Origin of the sequence: Romboutsia maritimum (assembly GCF_002251085.2) — a bacterium.
GTDB lineage: Bacteria > Bacillota > Clostridia > Peptostreptococcales > Peptostreptococcaceae > Romboutsia_B > Romboutsia_B maritimum.
This window is the reverse complement of record NZ_NOJZ02000005.1, coordinates 73,410-96,790: the sequence shown is the minus strand read 5'-3', so window position 1 is coordinate 96,790 and position 23,381 is coordinate 73,410. Positions and strand designations below refer to the sequence as shown.

Genomic DNA, 23,381 nt, shown 5'->3' with positions numbered 1-23,381 from the left:
ATCTTATAAACCAGCTGCATCTAGTATAGCTGGAACATTTTCTTCAGCACCTATAGCCATTATGTGAACACCATCACATAATCCCTCTTCTTTTAGCTGCTTAATAAATTCTCCTGCCATTTTTATACCTTCTGATACCCAATTTTCTTTTCCTGCTGCTCTTAATCTTTCTATTTGATCATCTGGAACAAATATTCCTGGAACATTTGCAGTCATGAATTTAGCCATACCTGGAGATTTTAAAGGAACTATCCCAGCTAATACCTTACAATCCATATCCTTAGTAAGTCTTCTAAACTCTCTCATATGTTCTATATCATAAATTGCTTGAGTTTGGAAGAATCTAGCTCCTGCATTTATCTTCTTTTGCATTTTTAATAACTGTACTTCTATTGGTGTATATTCTGGTGTTACAGATGCTCCTAAGTAGAACTCTGGAGATCCTTTTAATTCATTTCCTACCATATCTTTACCAGATATTAAAGTTCCAGCTGTTTGAAGTATTCCTACACAGTCTAAATCAAATACACCTTTAGCTTGTGGATGATCACCTACAACAGTATGGTCACCTGTTAAAGCTAACATATTGTTTATTCCGAAAACTCCTGCAGATAACATTTCACCTTGTATTGCTATTCTATTTCTATCTCTACCAGTCATTTGAAGTACTGGTTCTAATCCTGCATCTTTTAATAATTTACATGTAGCAAGTGAAGTTGTTCTCATTACTGCTGATTGGAAATCTGTTACATTAGCTGCGTGAACTCTACCGACTAATGGTTTTGCACATTCTAATAAGTGAGAAAGATCTGTCCCCTTTGGAGGAGCCATTTCAGTAGTAACTGCAAACTTTCCACTTTCTAATGTTTCTTTTAATAAGCTCATCTAAAATCCCCCTTTTTAACCTTTTAAAAGCTTTTAAGCATTTGCTGTTTCTTCTTTTTTATTTAAGTTTAAGTGTCTTGGATTATTTTGTTTTGAATAATCTTTTGGTGGTCTTATTTCTAGTAAATTGTCTAATTGTCCTATATCTCTTAATCTTTCATATATTTTAATCCATGCACAGTCATTTTCTGGACTTACTTCACATTTACCATTTTTAGCTCCACCACAAGCACCATTTATTAAACCTTTAGCACACATAGTTACTGGACATATTCCACCTGTCCAACCAAGTTCACATTCTCCACAAGCTTTACAAGCCTCTTCGAATTGACCAACTCTTTCAACTTCACCGATAAATAAAGTATTATTAGCTGGATAAACTGGTTTATTTTTTAAATTTTTAACTACAGTTTGTGTACCATCTCCACAAGCTAAAGATAAAACAGCATCTGCTTCTTTTAATTCTTCTTTTAAAGCCTTTAAATCTTTTTTACATTTAAGTAGGTTACAAGCTGGATCTAGAATTTTATATCCTAAAACTTTTTTACCTTCATTCTCTAAAGTTTCCTTCATTTCTATAAGCTGTTCTTCTCCACCAGTCTTACAAGTAGAGGCACATAGATTACAACCAACTAGAACTACTTTCTCAGCATTTTTTAAAAATCCTAATACTTCTTCAATCGGTTTCTTTTCAGAAATTACCATCCCTATTCCCCCTAAAACTTATATCATTATTTGTTGTTTTGTAACTTACAAGCTTTAACTACATGTTTAGCAAGTATAGATGTAGTCACAGATCCTACCCCTGCAGGAACTGGAGTTATCATAGATACTTTTTCAAGCACTGCATCAGTATCAACATCTCCACATAATTTACCATTTTCATCAACATTTATACCAACATCTATTACTACTGCGCCTTCTTTTACAAAGTTTTCTTTTACCATTTTAGCTCTACCAACAGCAGCTACTAATACATCTGCCTCAGAAGTTACTTCTGATAGATTTTTAGTTCTAGAGTGACATATAGTAACTGTAGCATTTTCACTTAATAGAAGCATTGCAGCTGGTTTACCAACTACCATAGATCTTCCTAATACAGTTACTTTAGCACCTTTTAAATCAACATTATAATGTTTTAATATTTCTACTACTGCTGTAGGAGTACATGGTGGGAACCCACTCTTGTCACCTTCCATAACTTTAGCAGCATTTACAGGGCTGAAACAATCTACGTCTTTTTCAGGTGCGATAACATATTTTGCAGCTTCTTCATCTAATTGTTTAGGAAGTGGTCTAAAGCATAATATACCATGAACATTTTTGTCTTCATTTGCTTTTTCTAGGGCTTTTACATATTGTTCTTGTGTTATATCTTCTGGTAATTCTAATACTTCAGTAGTTATACCTACGCTTTGACATCTTTTTAATGCTCCTCTTTCATATGCTAAATCATCGCCTCTAGCGCCTACTCTAACTATTGTTAACTTCGGATTAATTCCTTCTTTAACTAACTCATTTACTTCTTTTATTAGATTTTCACTAATTTGGTCGGCTACTGGTTTGCCTTTTATTATTTGTCCTTTAGTTGCTGCTACTTCCATTGTTTATACGCCCCCTATATAAATTTTTTATTTATTATGATATATCATATATTTCATATGATATTTATTTTCACATTTAAAGGTTTAAATTTCATATTTTCCAAAATCTTATTTACCTAAAGCTTTTTCTACTTTAGCATACACTTCATCACAAATCTTAACTCCGTCTTCAACTAATTTATCTACTTCTGTTTTAACTTTGTTAACATATTCTTGGTCTTTTATAGAATTTATGTTTATAACTACATTTAATTGACCACCAAGTATAGCCGCTCTTAAACATTGAACACCTACACCAACATCACTTATAGCAAGTCTTGAACCTTTATCAACTAAATCTTCGTGTAATTTTATAGCATCATAGCATACTCTTACTATGTTTAATGGAACTTCACAAGCTACTTTTAAAGCTTTTTCCATTGTTTCCTCTTTTATTTTCTTTTCTTCCTCAGTTTCCTTTGGAAGCCCGTATGCTTTAGAAAGAGGTAAAAAACATTCCGCATCTTTATCTATCATAGATAATAATTGTTCTTCTAATTTTCCTGCTTTAGCAAGAATTTCTTTTACGCTTTCTTCATATTCTGCGTATTTTTTCTTTCCTATTGTTAAATTACATACCATACTACCTAAAGCCATTCCTACTGAACCTACTAATGCTGCGGCTCCACCGCCTCCAGGTACAGCTGCTTTAGATGCTAATACTTCAACAAATTCTACACAACTTTTTTCTGATATTTTCATCAATTCTCCCCCTTAAATACTATAAAGGTCTTATAATTAAGTTATTTTAGTGCAGTGTGTAGTTTTTTACACACTGCATTTTACTACCTTTTATCTTAAATACTAGAATAATCCAGCTATTACTCCATTTTCATCAACATCTATTCTTTCAGCTGCTGGAACTTTTGGAAGTCCTGGCATTTTCATTATTTCTCCTGTTAAAGCAACTATAAATCCAGCACCTGCTGAAACTGCCGCCTGTCTTACAGTTATTCTAAATCCTGTTGGTCTTCCTAATTTAGTTTGATCATCAGTTAAAGAATATTGAGTTTTTGCCATACATATTGGCAGTTTACTAAATCCTATTTCTTCTAATTTAGCTATTTCTTTATCAGCTTCTACCGTAAAGTCTACACCATCTGCTCCATAAATTTTAGTAGCTATTGCATTTATTTTTTCTTTTATAGATAAATCATCTTCGTAGCAGAATTGGAAATCACTTTCTTTATCAGTTAATCTTATAACTTCTTTAGCTAATTCAATTCCACCTTCTCCACCTTTAGCCCAAACTTGAGATAAAGCAACATTAACGCCTAATTCTTCGCATTTTTGTTTAACTAAATTTACTTCAGCTTGAGTATCTGTAGGGAATTCATTTATAGCAACAACTGCAGGTAATTTATATACTTGAGTTATATTTTCAACATGTTTTAATAAGTTTGGAATTCCTTTTTCCAAAGCTTCTAAGTTTTCGTTGTTTAAGTCAGTTTTAGGAACGCCTCCATTATATTTTAATGCTCTTACTGTAGCAACTATTATAACTGCATCTGGTTTTAAGTTAGCCATTCTACACTTAATATCTAAGAATTTTTCAGCCCCAAGGTCAGCACCGAAACCTCCTTCAGTTACTACGTAATCAGCAAAATGCATTGCCATTCTTGTAGCTATAACTGAGTTACAACCATGAGCTATATTAGCGAATGGTCCACCATGAACAAATGCTGGTGTTCCTTCTAATGTTTGAACTAAGTTTGGTTTTAAAGCATCTTTTAATAAAGCTGCCATAGCCCCATTAGCTTTTAATTGCTCTGCTGTTACTGGTTTTCCTTCATAGCTATAACCAACTATTATACGTCCTAATCTCATTTTTAAATCTGAAATATTATCAGCTAAACAGAAAGCTGCCATTATTTCAGATGCAACAGTTATATCAAATCCATCTTGTCTAACTGCTCCATCACCTTTTTTACCTAATCCATCAACGATATTTCTTAATTGTCTATCGTTCATGTCAACGCATCTTCTCCAAGTTATTTTCTTAGGATCGATTCTTAATTCATTTCCTTGATGAATATGATTATCAAGCATTGCTGCTAAAAGGTTATTTGCAGCTCCTATTGCATGGAAGTCACCAGTAAAGTGTAAATTTATATCTTCCATAGGTATAACTTGTGCATATCCTCCACCAGCTGCTCCACCTTTAACACCAAATACTGGTCCTAGAGATGGTTCTCTTAATGCAACTAATACATTTTTATCTAATTTTGCTAATGCATCAGCAACACCTATAGTTGTTGTTGTTTTTCCTTCTCCTGCTGGAGTTGGATTTATAGCTGTAGTTAATATTAACTTAGATTTTTTTCCCCCATTGTCTTTTTTAAGTAAGTTGTAGTCTACTTTTGCTTTATATTTCCCATATAACTCTATGTCATCTTCTGTTAAGCCTAATTTTTTAGCAATCTCTCTTATATCTTGAGGTTTAGCTTCTTGAGCTATTTCAATATCAGATTTGAATCCCATAACTGAACATCCTCCCACAAATTAATATTTTTATATAACACTACTGTATTTATGTAATAGTGTTTTAAAAGCTAGCCACCAAATTTATTGGTGGATAGCTTTTTATCTTATTTAGATGTTTCTAATAACATTAGTTTATTTTTGATTGCCTCGACTTGTTGTTTTGCTAATTCACTTGTGTCGTATGGAGATTTATTTGATCTGTCTGAATCTATAACATCTTGATTATAATAAATGAATCCTAGTGATTCTCCATCTTCTAAATTATTCATTATAAATTGTTCATCATCTTTATTTCTTATTTTATTTCCTACAACAAATACTTTTTTGACACCTATATCATTTCCTAATTTTTTAACTTTTCTATATGTTTGTAAACTTCTTTCTCCAGGCTCAACTACTACTATAAATGCGTCTACACCTTGAGCAGTTCCTCTTCCTAAATGCTCTATACCAGCTTCCATATCCATTACAACTACATCTTTATTTTGTAATATTAAATGAGAACATAGTCTCTTTAACAATACATGTTCTGGACAGACACACCCAGAACCTCCAGAGTCAACAGTACCTAATGTAAGTAATCTAACTCCATTGTGTTCTTTGCAATATTTTTCTGGTATATCATCTACTTTTGGATTTATTTTAAACATTTTACCAAAAGATCCTGCATCTGCTGCTGTTCTATCAGAAACAAGTTTTTTCATTTCTGATATAGGAACTATTGATTCATATATATCTTTAGGAAATCCCAATGCTAAACCTAAATTAGCATCCGGATCAGCATCTACAGCAACAACCCTATATCCGTCTTCAGCAAACATTCTTGATAGCATTGAAGAAAAAGTCGTTTTACCTACTCCACCTTTACCTGTTATTGCTATTTTCATAATTATACCACCTTTTGCCATTCATAACTCAATTTTAAGTTATTTATTTTAAGTTTTTATAATTTTTTTGATTAGTATCCTATTATTTTTTAACTCTTTTTTCAAAAATAGTTTATTTTGTTAAGTTTATGACATGCAAAATAAACTATAGCCAGCTCTCCAATGAACTTATTCAAAATACTAACTTTTCAAAGTAGTATGCATAGCTTTTTTATTCATCTATATAAAGTTGATTATTATCTAATTAAATTTTAAATCCTATGCTTCTGCTGGAGCACTCATTTTTTCTTCAAGTAATGCTTCAAAATGAACACGTTTCTTTTCTATATCTGATATTATTGTAGCTGCTAATTCTTGAGGATTTTCATTAACTGTGAAAGTAGCTCCTACTATATCTTTTAATCCTTCAGTTAATATTTGTACTGTTTTAGCAGATCCACCTACTGGAGGCATTATTCCTAAATAAGTATCTATACCTGAAGCTACAACATAAGTTCCTATAGCAACAGCTTTTTCAGACATCCATTCTGGAGCAACCCCTACAACTGGAAGATCACACATATCCATATCTGCAAATTTAGCACAAGCTGAAACTACATCTAATATACGACTTATATCAACACAAGAACCTAAGTGTAATACAGGTGGAATATCAACTAATTCACAAACTGTTGCAAGTCCTTTTCCTGCATATTTTCTAGCACTCTTATCCATTAAACCAAACTTAGCTGCTGCTTGAGCTGCACATCCTGTAGCAACTACTATTATGTCGTTTTTAATTAATTCTTTTATTACTGTTATATGTGATTCATTTGAAACCACTCTAGCATTGTTACATCCAACTACACCAGCGGCTCCTCTTAATACTCCTGATGTTAAACAGTCCACTAATGGTTTAACTGTTCCAGCTGGGTCTATGTGAGAGTTTACAACTCTATCTAATTGTCCTACTACAGCTTCTACACTGTATCCAACTGTTCCTGTAGATTTTAATTCTGGTATAAGTACTTTTGATTTGTCTCTGTTTTTAAAGTTCAATATAGCTTCTCTAACTATTTGTTTTGCATTATCGAATGCTTCTTCTTCTTTAAACTCTATATATGTTGATCCTGTTATTTTTGCTTTTGGAGATGTTGTTATGAATTTTGTATGATAGCAATCTGCAACTCTTGCTAATGCTGGGAATATACATTGAACGTCAACAATCATAGCTTCTACTGCACCTGTTATGATTGCAAGTTCTTGTTGATGGAAGTCACCTGCTATTCTTACTCCATGTCTCATTGTTACCTCGTTACCTGTACAACACATACCTGCTAAGTTAATTCCATCAGCTCCTTGTTCTTTAGCTAAAGCTACTAATTCAGGATCTTCTGATGCTAAAACTATCATTTCTGATAATGAAGGTTCATGTCCATGTAGTATTATATTTACTTTATTTTGTTCTAATACACCTAAATTAGCTTCTGTTTCTCTTGGTGTTGGTGTTCCAAATAATATATCACTTAATCTAGTACCCATCATAGATCCACACCATCCATCTGATAATGAAGTTCTAAGTGATAAGTGTATTAAACTATCTATATCAGCTGTACATCCTACGTGAGTTGAATGCATTATTGTAGCTATTTCTCTATCTATTGCTCTTGGTTCTATATTTGCATCTTTCCATACTTGTTGTCTTTGAACTGGAGCACTTTTTAAGAATCTTGACACACCAAAAGGCTTACCAAATTCCATTAATGCTATTTCTGCAACTTCATGTGCTATATCATATATATCTCTATCTTCTGTTTCTACATCCCAATCTTTAGCTAAAGCTATTAATTTAGCTTCATCTTTTACTTGATAATTTCCATCTCTACTAGATAATAATAATGTATGAGCTATATCTCTAGCATGGTCTGAATGGGCTGCTGTTCCACCTGCAACCATTCTTGCAAAGTTTCTTCCTACTATAGTATGTTCATCTGCTCCACATAACCCTCTTGGAGTTTTTGGAGTTATTCTACATGGCCCCATACCACATATTCTACAACAACTACCTTGAAGACCAAAGCCACATTGTGCTTTAAATCCTAATTTTCTATCATAGATAGTCTCTACTCCATCTCTTTCAGCCTTATCTAACAAAACATGGCTATTTAAATCGATAGTTAACATTTTTTTATCCATATCCCTATCCCCTTTTATTTTTGATTTTAAACCTAGAGATGATTAAAAAATAATGTCTATATAATAGTTAAAAGTAAAACATACCTACTTAGATTATATACTAAGTTTCTAAATATTTGGTAATTTTTTCAATATTTTTTTAACGCAAATTAACTTTTTATAAAAATTTTATTTTTACATAAATTTATTTATTTATTGTGATTTTTTAAGAATTTAAGTTAGTTAAAGAATTAATATATATTTTTTATATTTATTATGCTATTTCATAAAATATACTTAATTTAGATAAGCTTTATTATTAAATTTAAATTATTCTTAATAAGCCTTATAATTTTAATTTTTTATAAGGCTTAGGCAACTATAGATATTATAGTATTATTTTTTTTATTTGTATACAAAATTAAAAAACTTTAAACTATTATTTCATTTTCTTTGCTACTAATGCTCCATATGCTATAGAATATAATTTTGATTCATGAGTATCTGCTCTAGATACTAAAACAACAGGGGCTTTTGCACCCATTATAATACCTGCTGATTTTGAATTTGCCATATATGTAAATGATTTTCCTATTCCGTTTCCCACTTCTATTGTTGGAACCATTAAAATATCTACATCTCCTGATACTCTACTTTTGAATTTTTTTACTTCACTTGCCTCTTTTGAAACTGCAAGGTCAAATGCTAAAGGTCCTTCAACTATTACATTACTTCCAAACTTACCTTCATCACAAGCTTTTGATAACATATCTGCATCAACTGTTGCTTGCATTTTAGAATTTACTTTTTCTTTAGCAGCTAAGCAAGCAACTTTAACCTCATCTAATCCTAATGATTTGGCTGCTTTTATAGCATTTTTAAGTATTTTCTCTTTTTGATTATAATCTGGAGCTATATTCATTCCACCATCAGTTAATAACAATAATTTATGGTATTTTTCCATTTCATATATCATAACATGACTTAATAAACTATCAGTTCTAAGTCCATATTCTTTGTTTAAAACTGCCTTTAATAATACAGATGTATCTAATATACCCTTCATTACAAAGTCAGCTTCTTTATTTGAAACTAATTTTACTGCTTCTTTTGCACATTCTTCTATTGTTATTTTATTAATAACTTTTATATTTTCCAAGTTAAAATCTATTTCTTTTGATATTGTAGATATTTTTTGTGAGTCTCCAACTAATATAGGTCTTATAATTTCTTTTTCTACAGCATCTTTTATCGCTATTAATACTTCCTTATCATGTGCTGCAGCTACTGATAATACAACTTTTTCTTCCCCTTTTAGGGCATTTAATATATCATCTAAATTTTTAATCAATTAAATCCCTCCCTTTTGATATATACTTACATGATATCATATCTAATACTTCTTAATAATATATAAAATTTAAATTTAAACAAAAAAATAAATGGTAAACTTTATATAAGCAAACCATTTATTTTTTATAAAAATTATTTATAAAATAATTTTTATCTATATTTATCTAATTCTCTCATACATGAAACTGTAATTTCATCTTGTGGGTCTAATTCATATGCTCTTTCTATATAATAAGTAGCATCATCTAATTCTCCATTATTTAAATATGCCATTCCTAAGTTACATAATATTTCTGGATCTTCTTTTATTTTCGCTGCTGTTTCAAAGTACTCTATAGCTTTTTCCATATTAAATGTACTTGCTTCACAAAGTCCCAACTCTACAATAGTGTCTACTTGGTGTGGTTTTATTAATAATATTTTTTCAAAATATTTCTTAGCTTGTTCAATTTCATTCATATTTTTATAAGCTAGTCCTATCATAAATAATAAGTTCCACCAGTCAGAGTGTTCTATTTCTAATGGTAATAACTTTTCTAACCCTTCCTCAGATTTACCTTGGAATACTAAGCTATATCCTTCTTCATATTGTACTTTAAAGTCCATCTTACCTATATTATCTTGAACTTCTGCTATTAAATCTGCTTCTAAACCTAATTTTAAAGCTTCTTCCCATATGTACATACTTTTTACGTATTGTCCTTGATTATAATAGTGGTATCCTAAATGATAATATGCCAATGCAAAATTTTCATCTAATTCAACAACTTTTTCTAGTTTCTCTAAAGCTTCTAATAAGAATTTATTCATACCTTCATTATCAGAGTCTTTTTGATATTGTTTAGCTAATTCTTGACATACAATAGCATAATGATACATTCCTTCAAGGTCTTCAGGGTATATAGTTATAAATGCCTTTAAGTATATTAGAGAATCAGTTACTTCCCCTATATCAAAATATTTTCTAGACATATATCCCATATAAGATTTAGCATCAAAATCAACTTTGTTTTGTAATGCATTTAAAAACTTTTTGTATTCATCATTATATTTAAATTGGCTATCTATACCCATTATATAAATCATTGCATCTGCTATAGACATAGTATTTATATTATCTTGAGCTGTTTTTTCTTTTATCCCTTTTACTAATACTTCATTTTTAACAGGAACATCTAATCCATCTTTAGGTATCTCATAACCCTCTAGTTTAAATTCTCCATCATTTTTAATTTTAATAAAAGCTAATTCTTCAGCTTTTCTCAATAAGTATTTTTCTATTTTAAAATTCATTTTTACCTCCTAAATTTCTACGCTATAGGCTTTTGACTTTTCAAATATTTTTTTATCATCATACACAAACAATACCACATTAGTTTTATCAACTAACTTACTATGTATATTTTCCTTTAATTCTAAAATGTTATATTTAAAAGGCTCAAAATGAACATATTTTATTATATTCTTAGCTGGTGTATTTATAAACTTTGGTAAATACTTAGATAAATTATCTTCATTCTTTAAGAATAAATGACATCTATTTTTAAAGTCCTCCATATCTACCTTATTAAAGAACTGTGGTATGTTTGATGTCTTTCCTAATGATATATAATCATACTTTAGTATATCATTAAAAATTTCATTATCTACATTTATTTTTTCATAGTAAAAATCTAACAATATTTTATATAATTGATTTTTTCCTTGTGCCATATCAAAGTATCCATTTTTATCAAAGTAAGTTGCAAATGCTTCGAAAAATTTAAATGGACTTTCTTTATAAAAATTACTAATTATATATCTCATTGAAAGCACAAAATTCTTAGAATTATAATATTTTTCTAAAATTTCTTCTATATCCTTTAATTTTAAAATCTGTGTATAACTTATATAATCATTATATAAAACTTCATATGGAGCATAATCCTTATATCTAAATCCATGTTGACTTGCAGTATTTCTTATTCCTGTTCCTTTTATCATCTTTAAAAATCCTAATTGTAAATGCTCTATTCCTAAATTAAATACATCATTAAATGAATTTTCAAAACTTGCATAGTCTTCATATGGTAAACCTGCTATTAAATCTAAATGTTGATGTATGTTTCTATATGATGCTATTTTTTGTACTACATAAGATAATTTACCAAAATCATCTCTTCTTCCTACTGCTTCTAGAACTTTATCATTTGTTGATTGTACACCTATCTCAAATTGGAATAAACCTTCTTTACAATCTTTTAAGAATTCTAACATTTCATCATCTAATAAGTGGGCTGTAACTTCAAAATGATAAGTCGTGTAATCATTATCATTTTCCATAAGGAAATTCATAATTTCCATAGCAAATTTTTTATTAGCATTAAAAGTTCTATCTATAAATTTAATTTGCGAAACTCTTGCATTTATTAATGCTTTTAAATCTTTTTTTACTCTATCTATACTAAAGTATCTAAGACCTGGTATAGTCGATGATAAACAATATTGACAATTAAACGGGCAACCCCTTGATGTTTCATAATAAACTATTCTATTTTCATATTCCTCTGGATTTAAATTTTCATATGGGCTAGGTATTTCATCTAAATTCTTTAATAAATCCATTGGCTTATTTTTTACTATTTTATCTTTATCTCTATAAACTAAACCTTCTACATCTTCTATATTTTTCTGCCCTTTTAAGTACATAACTAAATCCCTAAATACTAATTCACCTTCTCCATATAATATATAATCTACAAATGGATAGTTTTTCATAGAACATTCACTGTCATAAGTTACTTCTGGTCCACCTAATGCAATTTTTATATTAGGTTTTACTTTTTTTATGTTATCACAAAGTTTAACTATATCGTATACATTCCAAATATATGTAGAAAATAAAATTACATCGTAATCACCTTTATATATATCTTTTAGTATATAATCTAATTCGTTATTTATTGTATATTCTCTTATTTCTACATCAACTAAATCACGTACAAATTCTTTTAAGTATCTTATAGCTAAATTTGTATGTATAAATTTTGAGTTTAATGTTGTTAATAATATTTTCAAATATTTCACCTCTTTTTAATATTGTTCTATGTTTTTATGCTATATTTAGGTTAAAATAATATATGTAATATATTATCAATTTATTTTTTTTTAGAAGGTTTTCTTATATTTTTTGTAGAAATATTAATTTTAAGTACTATTATTAGAAAGGAAGTTATTTATGGAATTAATCGACCAAATATCTATCAATGCTTTATCTAAAAGAGATTTATTACTAATTATAAAGGCATTAGAATATACTAATGAAAACACTAAGCTTAATGAATTTATAGATCTTAGAAATAGCATCATAAAGGAATTATGCTTTCTAACAAATACAACTGAAGATGTATTTGTTAATTACTTAGAGTCTAATAACTAGGATTTTAAGCTTTTTTAAATTTAAATGTATAATTGCCTGATTTAGATTTAATTTTTAAATTAAGTATATTATTATTAAAACTTTTGGATATAACCGTTATCTGATTAAGTATTGGATCCATTATATTATCACCTTCGTTTAGGCTTATTAATTTTCTTGGGTCTGAATTATTATTATATAAAGTTTTATTTATTTTATAATCTCTCAATTTAATAATATACTGTGCCATTGATAAAATAAAATCTATATTGTCTATATTCGAATTTACATCTTCACCTAATATAGATAGTATAGATTTTTTCATGCCTTCAATTCCTGAATTAATTGTATCCCTATCTTCTATATAAATATCATATAAAATATTTAATATGCTCAACACAATTTTTTCATCATCATATTCTTGAAATTTCAAATCTATATAATTATCAATATTCTGAATAGCATTTATTCTAGCCATTTGAAATTTAATAGTATTTAATTTGTTAAGTTCTATCGAAAATCCTATTATTTTTTCCTTAACCTTTTGTAGCAACTCTGCATATTTTATATCTTTATTTTCTAATAAGTTATGTATTATTGAATTATACATAACTGCTCCTATTATATAATCAAATAATTTTTCTTCTTTCTTTAAGTACTTAATATATTTTTGTATTAACTTAACAACTTCATCTTCACTTTTTTGAATATTAGTATTTGCAAGTATTATAGGCAATAATATATTTAATATATTATTGTAACTTGGCTTTTGTCCATAAAATCTATGATAAACTAATTCATCTCTAAGACGATTCTCATCTATAAATACAAATCGTTGCATATTATTATCTACTAAACATTTCGTATTTATTATTATTAAGTCTTTAATTATTTTATCATCTATATCAAATGAAGCTAAATAAGATTTTTTTATTATATCATATTTCATAAATATTACCATCCTCATGTAATACTCTCTAATAATTATTTTTATCAACTATTACCTTTTATATACTTTATCTATTATCATGCTTTGAAAAAAAAGAGACAGCTTTTAAGCTGTCATCTATAATCTTTTATTTTATAATTTCTACATTCTTTCTGGTGAATGCATTCCTAGTAACTTAAGTCCATTTTCTATAGTTTGTCTAGTAGATTCAACTAATGCTAATCTTGCTTTTCTTAATTCTACATCTTCAACTAATATTGGGTTGTCATGATAGAATTTATTGAATGCTTGAGCTAAATCTAATACAAATCTAGTTACTATATGTGGTTCATTCTTTCTTAATGCAGCAACTATACTCTTATTGAAAGAAGCTATTACTTTTAATACTTCTGAACTATCTTCATTAGTTAATAATTCATAATTAATATCAGTAGATACTTCTTCTTGTGCTTTTCTTAAAACTGCACAACATCTTGCATGAGTATATTGAACATATGGTCCTGTTTCTCCATCAAAGCTTAAAGTTCTATCCCAAGAGAATGTATAATCTTTTATTCTACTATTAGATAATTCTTGGAATACTACTGCTCCAACTCCTACTTGCTTAGCTATTTCATCTGCATTTTGAGCATTAGGATTTTTAGCTAATATTGTTTCTTTAGTCTTATCTATAGCTTGTTTTAAAACATCTTCTAAGAAAACAACTCTTCCTTTTCTTGTTGACATTGTTCCGCTTTCTAGTGCAACCATACCAAATCCAACATGTTCTAAGTCCTTAGCCCATTCAAATCCCATAAGCTCTATAACTTTAAACCATTGTTCAAAGTGTAAATTTTGTTGAGATCCAACTACATATATACATTTATCAAAGTTATATGTTTCTTGTCTATATATAGCAGCAGCTAAGTCTCTTGTCATATATAAAGTAGAACCATCATTTTTAGTTATAAGTGCTGGTGGCATCTTATATGGTTCTAAGTCTACTATTCTAGCACCTTTAGATTCTATTAATAAACCTTTTTCTTCTAACATAGATATAACTCTTGGCATTTTATCTGAGTAGAAACTTTCACCTGCTAAAGAATCAAATTCTATATCTAATAAATCATAAACTCTATTAAATTCTTTTAAACTTTCATCTCTAAACCATTGCCATAAATCAGTAGCTTCTTTATCGCCATTTTCCAATTTAGTGAACCATGCTCTTGCTTCATCTTCCATTTCTGGATGAGCTTCAGCTTCTTCATGGAATCTTATGTATAATTTTAATAATTCTGGTATTGGGCTTGCTTCTACTACTTTTTTATCGCCCCATAACTTAAATGCTACTATTAATTTACCAAATTGAGTTCCGTAATCACCTAAATGGTTTATTCTTGTTGTATTATAACCTTGTGATTCATATATTTTATATATAGCATTTCCTATAACAGTTGTTCTTATATGTCCTATATGGAAAGGCTTAGCTATATTTGGAGAAGAGAACTCTACTATAACATTTTGTCCTTTTCCCATTTCGCTGCGGCCGTAATTTCCTTTTTGAGTCAATACATCATTTATAACTGTTTGTGCTAATTGAGATTTGTTAACGAAGAAATTAACATATCCACCTAATTGTATAACTTTTGATATAGCTCCTTCAGCTTTTATACTTTCTGCTAGTTCCCCAGCTATCATATTAGGAGCTTTTCTAAATATCTTAGATAATTTAAAACATGGGAAAGCATAATCTCCCATATCTTTATTTGGTGGTATTTCTATTAATGCTGATATTTCTTCTAATGATAATTCTTCTATTTTTTCCTTAAGGCAATTTGATATTGCAACCTTAAAATCTTGCATGTTATTTCTCCTCTCTCTATATCTTATTATTTTATGGTAAATCAATTTTCAAGTTTTTTCAAGTTTTTTAAATTTATTTAATATAATTAAATAATTATAATTCTTTTTCGCTTATTACTTTTATACCTTTACTTTTTAATAAAGCAGTTGTCACACCTACTCCAGATATCTTTCTTCCTGAAAATGTACCGTCATGTATACAGTTTGATCCGCATGATGGACTGCTTTCTTTTAAAATAGCTTCTCTACATCCGTATAATTGAGCTATTTTTAAAGTTTCATTTGCTCCCCTTAAAAATTGTTCTGTTGTATCTATATTTTCATTTGTCATTACTCTGCTTCTATCTTTTAATACTGCATTACCATCTAGTTTTTCTATTTCTGATGGATTTCTCGGAGTAGTTAACCCTCCTAATTGTTCTGGACAAACAACTATATACTGTTTATCCTTTAAATACTCCCTAACTTTATCACTGTTATTATTATCCCCATTATATTTACAATTTATGCCAAGTAAGCATGCTGATACTAATATCATTTTTATCCCCTCTTACAACTATCTTTTATTTTGTACATTATTTAAATTTAACTATAGTTACTCCAGCTCCGCCTTCGCCATATTGTCCTGGTCTCTGAGACTTAACATGTTTATTTCTTCTAAGTATATCTTGTAATCCTGCTTTTAATACTCCGGTCCCTATACCGTGTATTATAGTTGCAGTTTCCAAGCCTGCTACATATGCATCATCTAAATATTTTTCTACTTCCATTATAGCTTCTTCTAAATTAAGCCCTCTTAAATCAACTTCACTTCTTATACTGCCCGACTTAGATTTTATTATATTTCTAGTTGATTTAGTAACTGTTGTCTTAACATCTTTTTTTGATTTTTGTAATGATTTATATGGTAGCGTCATTTTCATTATACCAATTTGAACAACTGCTTCTTTTTTCTTTTCATCCACAGATACTACGCTTCCATTTTGATTTAATGTTATTACTTTTACTTCATCCCCAGTTTTTAAATTCTTTATTTCTTTTGTAGCTACCTTAGGAACTATCATACTTTTAACTGTAGGTTGAAGGCTTCCCATAGAATTAGTTAATTCTTTTCTTAATTCTTCAATCTTACGATTTTTTTCCTTAGAGGCTCTTTCTTCCTCTAATATTCTAAGCTCTTTAATTATATTATCTACTTCTTCTTTTGCTTGTCTTGTTATTCTAAATGCTTCTGATTTAGCTTGTTCTATTAATTTGTCTCTTTGAGTTGTTAATTTCTCAAGTTTTTGATCGTACTCTTGTTTTAAAGTTTCTATTTCTAACTTTAATTTTTCAGCTTCTTCTCTTTCTTCTACAGCCTTAATTCTATTCTTCTCAACATTTTGAAGTATATCTTCTAATTCTAAATTATCTGTATTTATAAATTCTTTAGCTCTAGTTATTACATAATCACTAAGACCTAATTTTCTAGAAATTTCAAAAGCATTAGATTTACCAGGTACTCCAATTAATAATCTGTATGTTGGACTTAAAGTTTCTATATCAAATTCTACAGCAGCATTTTCCACTCCTGGTTTAGTTAATGCATAGTTTTTAAGTTCACTATAATGTGTTGTAGCTATACACTTTGCTCCAGCCATATTTACGTCTTCCAATACAGATATAGCTAATGCTGCACCTTCTATTGGATCTGTTCCTGCCCCTAATTCATCAAATATTACTAACGAATCTTGTGTTACTTCTTTTAAGATTGTGACTATATTTGTCATATGAGACGAGAAAGTAGATAAACTTTGCTCTATACTTTGTTCATCTCCTATATCTGCAAATATATTATCATATACACACATACTACTTCCATAATCAGCTGGTATATGAAGTCCACATTGATTCATAAGTGCAAAAAGTCCTACTGTTTTAATTGTTACAGTCTTCCCACCTGTGTTAGGTCCTGTTATAACTAAAGTGTGAAAGTCTCTTCCTAAATAAATTGTATTTGGAACTACTTTATTATTATCTAGTAATGGGTGTCTTCCATTTTTTATATTTATATATTTATCTTTATTTAATTCCGGTTCTATACCTTTTATTTGTATAGATAATTTTCCTTTAGCAAATGCAAAATCTAGCTTACCTAAAATTTCTTGATTAGATATCAAGTCATTGCTAACTGATCCTACTAAATCTGATAGTTCTGCTAATATCCTTTCTATCTCTTCTTGTTCATTTAATCTTAATTGTCTAAGCTCATTATTCATTTCTACTATACTCATTGGCTCTATGAATAATGTTGCGCCTGATGATGATTGATCATGAACTATTCCTGAAACCTGAGATCTATACTCTGATTTTACAGGAACTACAAATCTATCCCCTCTTACTGAGATTATAGCATCTTGTAAGTATTTTTGATATGTAGTTGAAGTTATTATTGAATTTAATTTTGATCTTATCGATTGATTTTTTTGAACTATCCTTCTTCTTATATCTCTTAATGTTGATGAAGCATTATCAGATATCTCTAATTCACTTACTATAGCTGTATATATTTTATCCTCTATTTCTCTATATGCATATAATGAATTCGATAAAGTTTGTATTATTGGATAATTAAAATCTTCTTCATCGCTACTAGATAAATTATTTTTTAAAATTCTAGAAACTCTTAAAGTATCTGCTATCATAATTAAACTTGCAGGATCTAATGATGCACCTATTTGAGCTCTTTTAACTTTAGCTTCTATATCGTGTATTCCTTGTAACCCTATCGACCCTCTTTTTATAAGTATAGCTTGTGATTCACTAGTTTCTTCTAACATATATTTTACTTCTTCAAAATTAGAACTTGGATTTAAATTTTCTATATATCTCAAACCTAAAGAAGATGAAGCTTTTTTCTTTAATAGGTCAATTATTTTATTTAATTCTAAAACTCTTAATGATTTTTGATTCATGCTTCCTCCTTAAATACGTATTTATTTTTATAATGTTTATTTTATGTACATTTGTATTATACTATTTATGTAGCTATTTATATATTATACATAATCAAAGTTTATTTTGGACAAAAAATCTCCTTTAAATTTTTAAAAGTAGATTTTTTTTAATTATTGACTTAAAATAGCTATTTTAACCAAACTTATTTACTAAGAGGAGCTGGTATTTATGGAAAATGTATTAAAAGGATTAAATCCGGAGCTGGTATTTAAGCACTTTGAAGAGATATCTCAAATTCCTAGAGGTTCTGGCAATGAAAAAGAAATAAGTAATTTTTTATGTGATTTTGGTAAAAAATTAGGACTTGAAGTTATTCAAGATGAGCACTTAAATGTTATAATTAGAAAACCCGCTACAAAGGGATATGAAAATTGTCCTGGTGTTATACTTCAAGGTCACATGGATATGGTATGTGAAAAAAACAAAAATACTCAACATGATTTTACAAAAGACCCTATAAATTTAAAAATAGAAGATGACATGATTTATGCTACTGGTACTACTCTCGGTGCAGATAATGGTATTGCAGTTGCCATGGGAATGGCTATATTATCTTCAAATGATTTAGAACATCCAGATATAGAATTACTTGTTACTTCTGATGAAGAAGCTGGTATGACTGGTGCTATGGGATTAGACGCAAGTAACCTTAAAGGTAAATATATTATAAATTTAGACTCTGAAGAAGAAGGATACATATTAGTTAGTTGTGCTGGTGGTACTACTGCTTTTGTTAAGCTTGATGCACAATATACAGATGTTGATTCTAACAAACAAGCTTTATTATTAGAAATAAAAGGACTACTTGGTGGTCACTCTGGTATGGATATCATAAAACAAAGAGCTAATTCTAATAAACTTTTAGGTAGATTATTAAACTTATTAACTGTCGAATATGATCTTGCTAAAGTTGAAGGAGGTTCTAAAAATAATGCTATTCCACGTGAATCTGATTGTGTAATTACTGTAGCTAAAGATGATATTGATAATTTCAAAAAATCTTTAGCTGAAATCGAAAAAATATTTAAACATGAATTCAGCACTTCTGACCCTGGAATAACTATAAACTGTTCTGAAACTACTACTGAAAAAGTACTTACTAATGATTGTAAAAACAAAGTTATAAGAATGCTAAACGTAATACCAAATGGTATACAAACAATGAGTATGGATATAGAAGGTTTAGTTGAAAGTTCAACTAATTTAGGGGTTCTTAGAACTACGGAGTCTGAAGTTACTTTTGAAAATGCAGTTAGAAGTTCTGTAAAGACGTTAAAAGAAGATATCACTAATAAAATGAATCTTTTAAGTGATTCTTTAGGTGGTCAATTTAAATTATATAGTGACTATCCTGCTTGGGAATATACTAAAGGTTCAGAATTAGAAAAAATATGTGTAAATGCTTACAAAACCTTAACAGGTAAAGAACCTATAATAATGGCTCTACATGCAGGTCTTGAATGTGGATTATTACTTGATAAAATGCCTCATGCTGAGGCTATATCTATCGGTCCTAATATGTATGATGTTCATACACCTAATGAACACTTAAGTATTTCATCTACTTCAAATACTTGGGATTATTTATTAGCTATTTTAAAATCCATGAAATAATTTTATAGTTAACCTACCACTTGGGATACATATAATTTCAGCCCAAGTGGTAGGTTATCTTACTCTACACCTTTGTAATAGTGCGCAGTTGTTATTCCTACATCATCTAAAGTATTATATAATTTAGTAGCTTTCGAACCTAATCTATAGTCATTTTTTAAAACTTCTATGTATGATTCTATTATTTCCTTTACAACTTTTTTATTCTCTATTGTAAAATCTAATCTAAATATATTTATACCTATTTTATTTAACTCTTGTAAGTTATCTAACATACAAGTTACTTTAGAATTATAAATTGTACTTCTACAGAATATATCTTGAGATATTCTATATTGTTCACCTTTAAAGTCTCTTAATGCATAAGTACTTTCATTACATTTTGATACTCGTTTATCTTTTTTACAATCTCTAACTATCACTCCCATAGGACAATACTCGCTTACCATCATAGGTGCATAGCCATATACAACTGACTCTATTTGAATATCTGTGTATTTTAAAGTTTCTTCTATCTCATTCATATTTAATTCTTGAGATAAACATAAAGTATCTACACCAGCATCTTTAAAATAATTTATTGTCTCGCTATTAAATGCATTTAAATAGTAGTCTATACTTAAATTTTTGTCTTTAAAATATTTCATAGCTCCAAAAGTACCAACTTGTACATTTTTTATATCTAATGCTCTTACTTTATCTAATTGCTTATACTCTTTATTTCTTACAATTCTTGGAGAAGAGTATATAACTTCTTTGTTTAACTTAAAAGCAATCTCTAATGCATCTTTTAAAGTATTTGCATCTTCATAATAAACTGTATCTATATCACATTCTAAAGCTGCTTGTAATTGCTCTAAATTTTTCACCTTAGCTCTTAATTTAGAATTACTTTTTTTGTTTAATGTGCTTGGATTATAACATACTTTTTCATTCTTATAATTTCTATTTTTTATATAAATTCTTTCGTTACTTAACTCATCTATACATTCTCTTCTCATTTGATTTAATATACTTATTGGTAAACTAACGCCATTATCTATTATTACATTTATATTTTTTAAATCATATGGAGTGTTTCCTAGCTTTTGTATCTGTGTTTCAACCTTTTGGGCACTCAAAGCTACATTCATAGCTTTTTCTACTATTTTATCACCTTTAATAGTTACTTTGTTTCCTTTAAAATCGCTCATTGTAAGAATTGGATTTTCATCTAACTTAATTATAATTTCAGCTTCTATGTCTATTTTTTTATTTTCTTTATCTTGTTGGAATGTTGACTGAACTCTATTTATCAATTCACTATCAGATGTCTTAAATATTATTTGATTTCTTCTTGCCTGTCCAATAAAATCTAATTCTATAGTATCACCCTTATGAGCTATATTAGTTATTTCATTATTCTTTATAATTCTTCCTATAGTTCCTCCACCAAGGTTTATTCCGTCACCTTTTTTAAGAGTATTTTCTAGTTTTATTTTAAGTCTTTTGGCTTTCTTATTATAATCTAATACCCTACCTATATATAAGCCTTGATTATTAGGTATTTCTGAGTTCATTACATCTTTACCAACTTCTCCTAGTATATGACCTTTGGTAAATTTTCTATTAAATATCGTATATAAATCATTTATTGTTTCATTAGATATATTTAGTTTCTTTTCGTTTAGATACTCATTAATCGCTGTTCTATAGCTTTCTATTACTGTTGCCACATATTCTGGTTTTTTCATTCTTCCTTCAATCTTTAATGAATGAACTCCTGCATCTATTATCTTGTCAATTTCTTCTATTGTATTTAAATCTCTTGGACTTAATAGGTAGTCTCCATTACTATTTATTATCTCACCACTATTAATATCTATAAGTTCATATTTTTGTCTACAAGGCTGAGCACATCTGCCTCTGTTACCAGATCTATTACCTATCATACTACTCATTAAACATTGTCCTGAATAACATACACATAATGCACCATGGACAAATACTTCTATATCCACATTCGTATTATCGCATATGTTCTTTATTTCAGCTACATTTAGTTCCCTTGCTAAAACTACTCTATCAAATCCTACATTCTCAAGATATTTTACATCTTCTAATGAATGTGCAACCATTTGAGTACTTGCATGTAATTCAAAATCTGGAATTAGTTTTTTTACTAATCTAGCCATACCTATATCTTGAAGTATTATCGCATCTATATCTATATCATATAAGAATTTAATATATTCAATAAAATCTTCTATTTCATTTTGTTTTATTAATGTATTTGCTGTTACAAATACCTGTACATCTCTTATATGTGCATATTTTACAGCTTCTTTTAATTCATCTCTATCAAAATTATTTGCAGATGCTCTTGCACTGAAATCTTTTCCACCTAAATATACTGCATTTGCTCCGTTTTGAACCGCAGCTTTTAGTGCCTCAAATGACCCAACTGGTGCTAATAATTCTACATCTTTCATTGTCTGCCTCCTTTAAGGAATATTTATCCTAATATTTATAATATCCTTAATCATAAAAATTAAAACCTTCAGGTTAATCCTGAAGGTTTTAATTTTCATTATCTTGCTGCCCTAAGATACTTAACTTCATTTTCAAGTTCTGTGAACTTTAATTGTAAGCTATAAGCCTTATTTTGGAATTCTGAAGCTAAGCTTTCTGCTATAGTAGCTCTTTCATTAGCTTCTTCAGCTTGAGTTTTTAATTCTTCTACTTGAAGTTTATAATTTTCTAACTCTTCTTTTGAGCCTTCTTTTTTATTTTTCAAATTATCCAATTCTAACTTATGATTTTCTATTTGTTTAAGTAAATCTTGTATTTGTGCTTTATCTGATTCCACTTCTTTTGATTTATTACCTAAATCTTGTTTTAATTTCTCTACTTCTAATTTAAGTTTTTCATCAGGTGTTCCTATTTTACCTTTTAAGTCGTGATTTTCAGTAGTTAATTCATCATTAATTTCAGAGCATTCAAATAATATGTCTGTAATATTAATTGCTGCAACTATTGATGCCATAGATAAACTTAATCTAGGATTACTTTCTATGACTTTACTCATTTCTTTGTCAACAAAATCAGCTACTTTAAGCATGTGCTGTTCAGATTTATCTCCTACCATAGGATACTCAGCACCTTGAATCTTTACCATTACCTTATTCATACTAATC

General features: G+C 28.8%; 18 protein-coding genes. 2 read left to right on the top strand and 16 right to left on the bottom strand.

Going from position 1 to position 23,381, the window contains the following annotated elements; all coding sequences use genetic code 11:
• Nucleotides 1-3 precede the first annotated feature (3 nt).
• From CHF27_RS04835 to CHF27_RS04790, 10 genes are all read right to left on the bottom strand, one after another.
• Complete coding sequence (locus CHF27_RS04835) at nt 4-885, bottom strand: methylenetetrahydrofolate reductase (RefSeq protein WP_095406681.1); 882 nt, start codon at nt 883-885, stop codon at nt 4-6.
• Between the two features lie 33 nt (nt 886-918).
• Entirely contained in the window at nt 919-1,590 is a 672-nt protein-coding gene (locus CHF27_RS04830) for a methylenetetrahydrofolate reductase C-terminal domain-containing protein (RefSeq protein ID WP_095406682.1), read from the bottom strand.
• A gap of 26 nt (nt 1,591-1,616) precedes the next feature.
• Nucleotides 1,617-2,489: a bifunctional 5,10-methylenetetrahydrofolate dehydrogenase/5,10-methenyltetrahydrofolate cyclohydrolase gene (locus tag CHF27_RS04825; RefSeq protein ID WP_095406683.1), complete on the bottom strand. Its 873-nt coding sequence runs from the start codon at nt 2,487-2,489 to the stop codon at nt 1,617-1,619.
• A 108-nt stretch (nt 2,490-2,597) separates the two neighbouring features.
• Nucleotides 2,598-3,230, bottom strand: a complete 633-nt coding sequence (locus CHF27_RS04820) for a cyclodeaminase/cyclohydrolase family protein (RefSeq protein ID WP_095406684.1) — start codon at nt 3,228-3,230, stop codon at nt 2,598-2,600.
• A gap of 102 nt (nt 3,231-3,332) precedes the next feature.
• Nucleotides 3,333-5,009, bottom strand: coding sequence for a formate--tetrahydrofolate ligase (locus CHF27_RS04815; RefSeq protein ID WP_095406685.1), 1,677 nt, complete (start codon nt 5,007-5,009; stop codon nt 3,333-3,335).
• A 107-nt stretch (nt 5,010-5,116) separates the two neighbouring features.
• Entirely contained in the window at nt 5,117-5,899 is a 783-nt protein-coding gene (locus CHF27_RS04810) for an ATP-binding protein (RefSeq protein ID WP_095406686.1), read from the bottom strand.
• 258 nt (nt 5,900-6,157) lie between these two features.
• Nucleotides 6,158-8,074, bottom strand: coding sequence for an anaerobic carbon-monoxide dehydrogenase catalytic subunit (gene cooS, locus CHF27_RS04805; protein ID WP_095406687.1), 1,917 nt, complete (start codon nt 8,072-8,074; stop codon nt 6,158-6,160).
• A gap of 418 nt (nt 8,075-8,492) precedes the next feature.
• A complete protein-coding gene (locus CHF27_RS04800; RefSeq protein ID WP_095405235.1) occupies nt 8,493-9,404 on the bottom strand; it encodes a bifunctional enoyl-CoA hydratase/phosphate acetyltransferase in 912 nt (303 codons plus the stop codon).
• 152 nt (nt 9,405-9,556) lie between these two features.
• A complete protein-coding gene (locus CHF27_RS04795; RefSeq protein WP_095405234.1) occupies nt 9,557-10,699 on the bottom strand; it encodes a tetratricopeptide repeat protein in 1,143 nt (380 codons plus the stop codon).
• Between the two features lie 9 nt (nt 10,700-10,708).
• Entirely contained in the window at nt 10,709-12,463 is a 1,755-nt protein-coding gene (locus tag CHF27_RS04790) for a B12-binding domain-containing radical SAM protein (protein WP_095405233.1), read from the bottom strand.
• 160 nt (nt 12,464-12,623) lie between these two features.
• Between CHF27_RS04790 and CHF27_RS04785 the strand changes: the two genes are divergently transcribed.
• Entirely contained in the window at nt 12,624-12,824 is a 201-nt protein-coding gene (locus tag CHF27_RS04785; protein WP_095405232.1) for a hypothetical protein, read from the top strand.
• Between the two features lie 4 nt (nt 12,825-12,828).
• Here CHF27_RS04785 and CHF27_RS04780 read toward each other — a convergent pair whose 3' ends face one another.
• The 4 genes from CHF27_RS04780 to CHF27_RS04765 form a co-directional block, all read right to left on the bottom strand.
• Nucleotides 12,829-13,752: a hypothetical protein gene (locus CHF27_RS04780; RefSeq protein ID WP_095405231.1), complete on the bottom strand. Its 924-nt coding sequence runs from the start codon at nt 13,750-13,752 to the stop codon at nt 12,829-12,831.
• A 141-nt stretch (nt 13,753-13,893) separates the two neighbouring features.
• The gene (gene argS / locus CHF27_RS04775; RefSeq protein ID WP_095405230.1) at nt 13,894-15,594 is read right to left on the bottom strand and encodes an arginine--tRNA ligase; all 1,701 of its coding nucleotides are present in this window, start codon (nt 15,592-15,594) and stop codon (nt 13,894-13,896) included.
• A 94-nt stretch (nt 15,595-15,688) separates the two neighbouring features.
• Complete coding sequence (locus tag CHF27_RS04770; RefSeq protein ID WP_095405229.1) at nt 15,689-16,132, bottom strand: DUF523 domain-containing protein; 444 nt, start codon at nt 16,130-16,132, stop codon at nt 15,689-15,691.
• A gap of 37 nt (nt 16,133-16,169) precedes the next feature.
• Complete coding sequence (locus CHF27_RS04765; RefSeq protein ID WP_095405228.1) at nt 16,170-18,548, bottom strand: endonuclease MutS2; 2,379 nt, start codon at nt 18,546-18,548, stop codon at nt 16,170-16,172.
• 211 nt (nt 18,549-18,759) lie between these two features.
• On the opposite strand from CHF27_RS04765, the gene CHF27_RS04760 reads away from it, so the two are divergent.
• A complete protein-coding gene (locus CHF27_RS04760) occupies nt 18,760-20,205 on the top strand; it encodes an aminoacyl-histidine dipeptidase (RefSeq protein WP_095405227.1) in 1,446 nt (481 codons plus the stop codon).
• A 59-nt stretch (nt 20,206-20,264) separates the two neighbouring features.
• Here CHF27_RS04760 and CHF27_RS04755 read toward each other — a convergent pair whose 3' ends face one another.
• Nucleotides 20,265-22,676 (bottom strand): DUF3656 domain-containing U32 family peptidase, encoded by a 2,412-nt coding sequence (locus tag CHF27_RS04755; protein ID WP_095405226.1) that lies wholly within the window; start codon nt 22,674-22,676, stop codon nt 20,265-20,267.
• A 98-nt stretch (nt 22,677-22,774) separates the two neighbouring features.
• The gene (gene zapA, locus CHF27_RS04750) at nt 22,775-23,374 is read right to left on the bottom strand and encodes a cell division protein ZapA (RefSeq protein WP_095405225.1); all 600 of its coding nucleotides are present in this window, start codon (nt 23,372-23,374) and stop codon (nt 22,775-22,777) included.
• Nucleotides 23,375-23,381 lie beyond the last annotated feature (7 nt).

Coding starts and splice junctions, on each gene's coding strand:
- CHF27_RS04835 (WP_095406681.1), bottom strand. CDS start 885: ATGAGCTTATTAAAAGAAACATTAGAAAGTGGAAAGTTTGCAGTTACT.
- CHF27_RS04830 (WP_095406682.1), bottom strand. CDS start 1,590: ATGGTAATTTCTGAAAAGAAACCGATTGAAGAAGTATTAGGATTTTTA.
- CHF27_RS04825 (WP_095406683.1), bottom strand. CDS start 2,489: ATGGAAGTAGCAGCAACTAAAGGACAAATAATAAAAGGCAAACCAGTA.
- CHF27_RS04820 (WP_095406684.1), bottom strand. CDS start 3,230: ATGAAAATATCAGAAAAAAGTTGTGTAGAATTTGTTGAAGTATTAGCA.
- CHF27_RS04815 (WP_095406685.1), bottom strand. CDS start 5,009: ATGGGATTCAAATCTGATATTGAAATAGCTCAAGAAGCTAAACCTCAA.
- CHF27_RS04810 (WP_095406686.1), bottom strand. CDS start 5,899: ATGAAAATAGCAATAACAGGTAAAGGTGGAGTAGGTAAAACGACTTTT.
- cooS (WP_095406687.1), bottom strand. CDS start 8,074: ATGGATAAAAAAATGTTAACTATCGATTTAAATAGCCATGTTTTGTTA.
- CHF27_RS04795 (WP_095405234.1), bottom strand. CDS start 10,699: ATGAATTTTAAAATAGAAAAATACTTATTGAGAAAAGCTGAAGAATTA.
- CHF27_RS04785 (WP_095405232.1), top strand. CDS start 12,624: ATGGAATTAATCGACCAAATATCTATCAATGCTTTATCTAAAAGAGAT.
- CHF27_RS04780 (WP_095405231.1), bottom strand. CDS start 13,752: ATGAAATATGATATAATAAAAAAATCTTATTTAGCTTCATTTGATATA.
- argS (WP_095405230.1), bottom strand. CDS start 15,594: ATGCAAGATTTTAAGGTTGCAATATCAAATTGCCTTAAGGAAAAAATA.
- CHF27_RS04770 (WP_095405229.1), bottom strand. CDS start 16,132: ATGATATTAGTATCAGCATGCTTACTTGGCATAAATTGTAAATATAAT.
- CHF27_RS04765 (WP_095405228.1), bottom strand. CDS start 18,548: ATGAATCAAAAATCATTAAGAGTTTTAGAATTAAATAAAATAATTGAC.
- CHF27_RS04760 (WP_095405227.1), top strand. CDS start 18,760: ATGGAAAATGTATTAAAAGGATTAAATCCGGAGCTGGTATTTAAGCAC.
- CHF27_RS04755 (WP_095405226.1), bottom strand. CDS start 22,676: ATGAAAGATGTAGAATTATTAGCACCAGTTGGGTCATTTGAGGCACTA.
- zapA (WP_095405225.1), bottom strand. CDS start 23,374: ATGAATAAGGTAATGGTAAAGATTCAAGGTGCTGAGTATCCTATGGTA.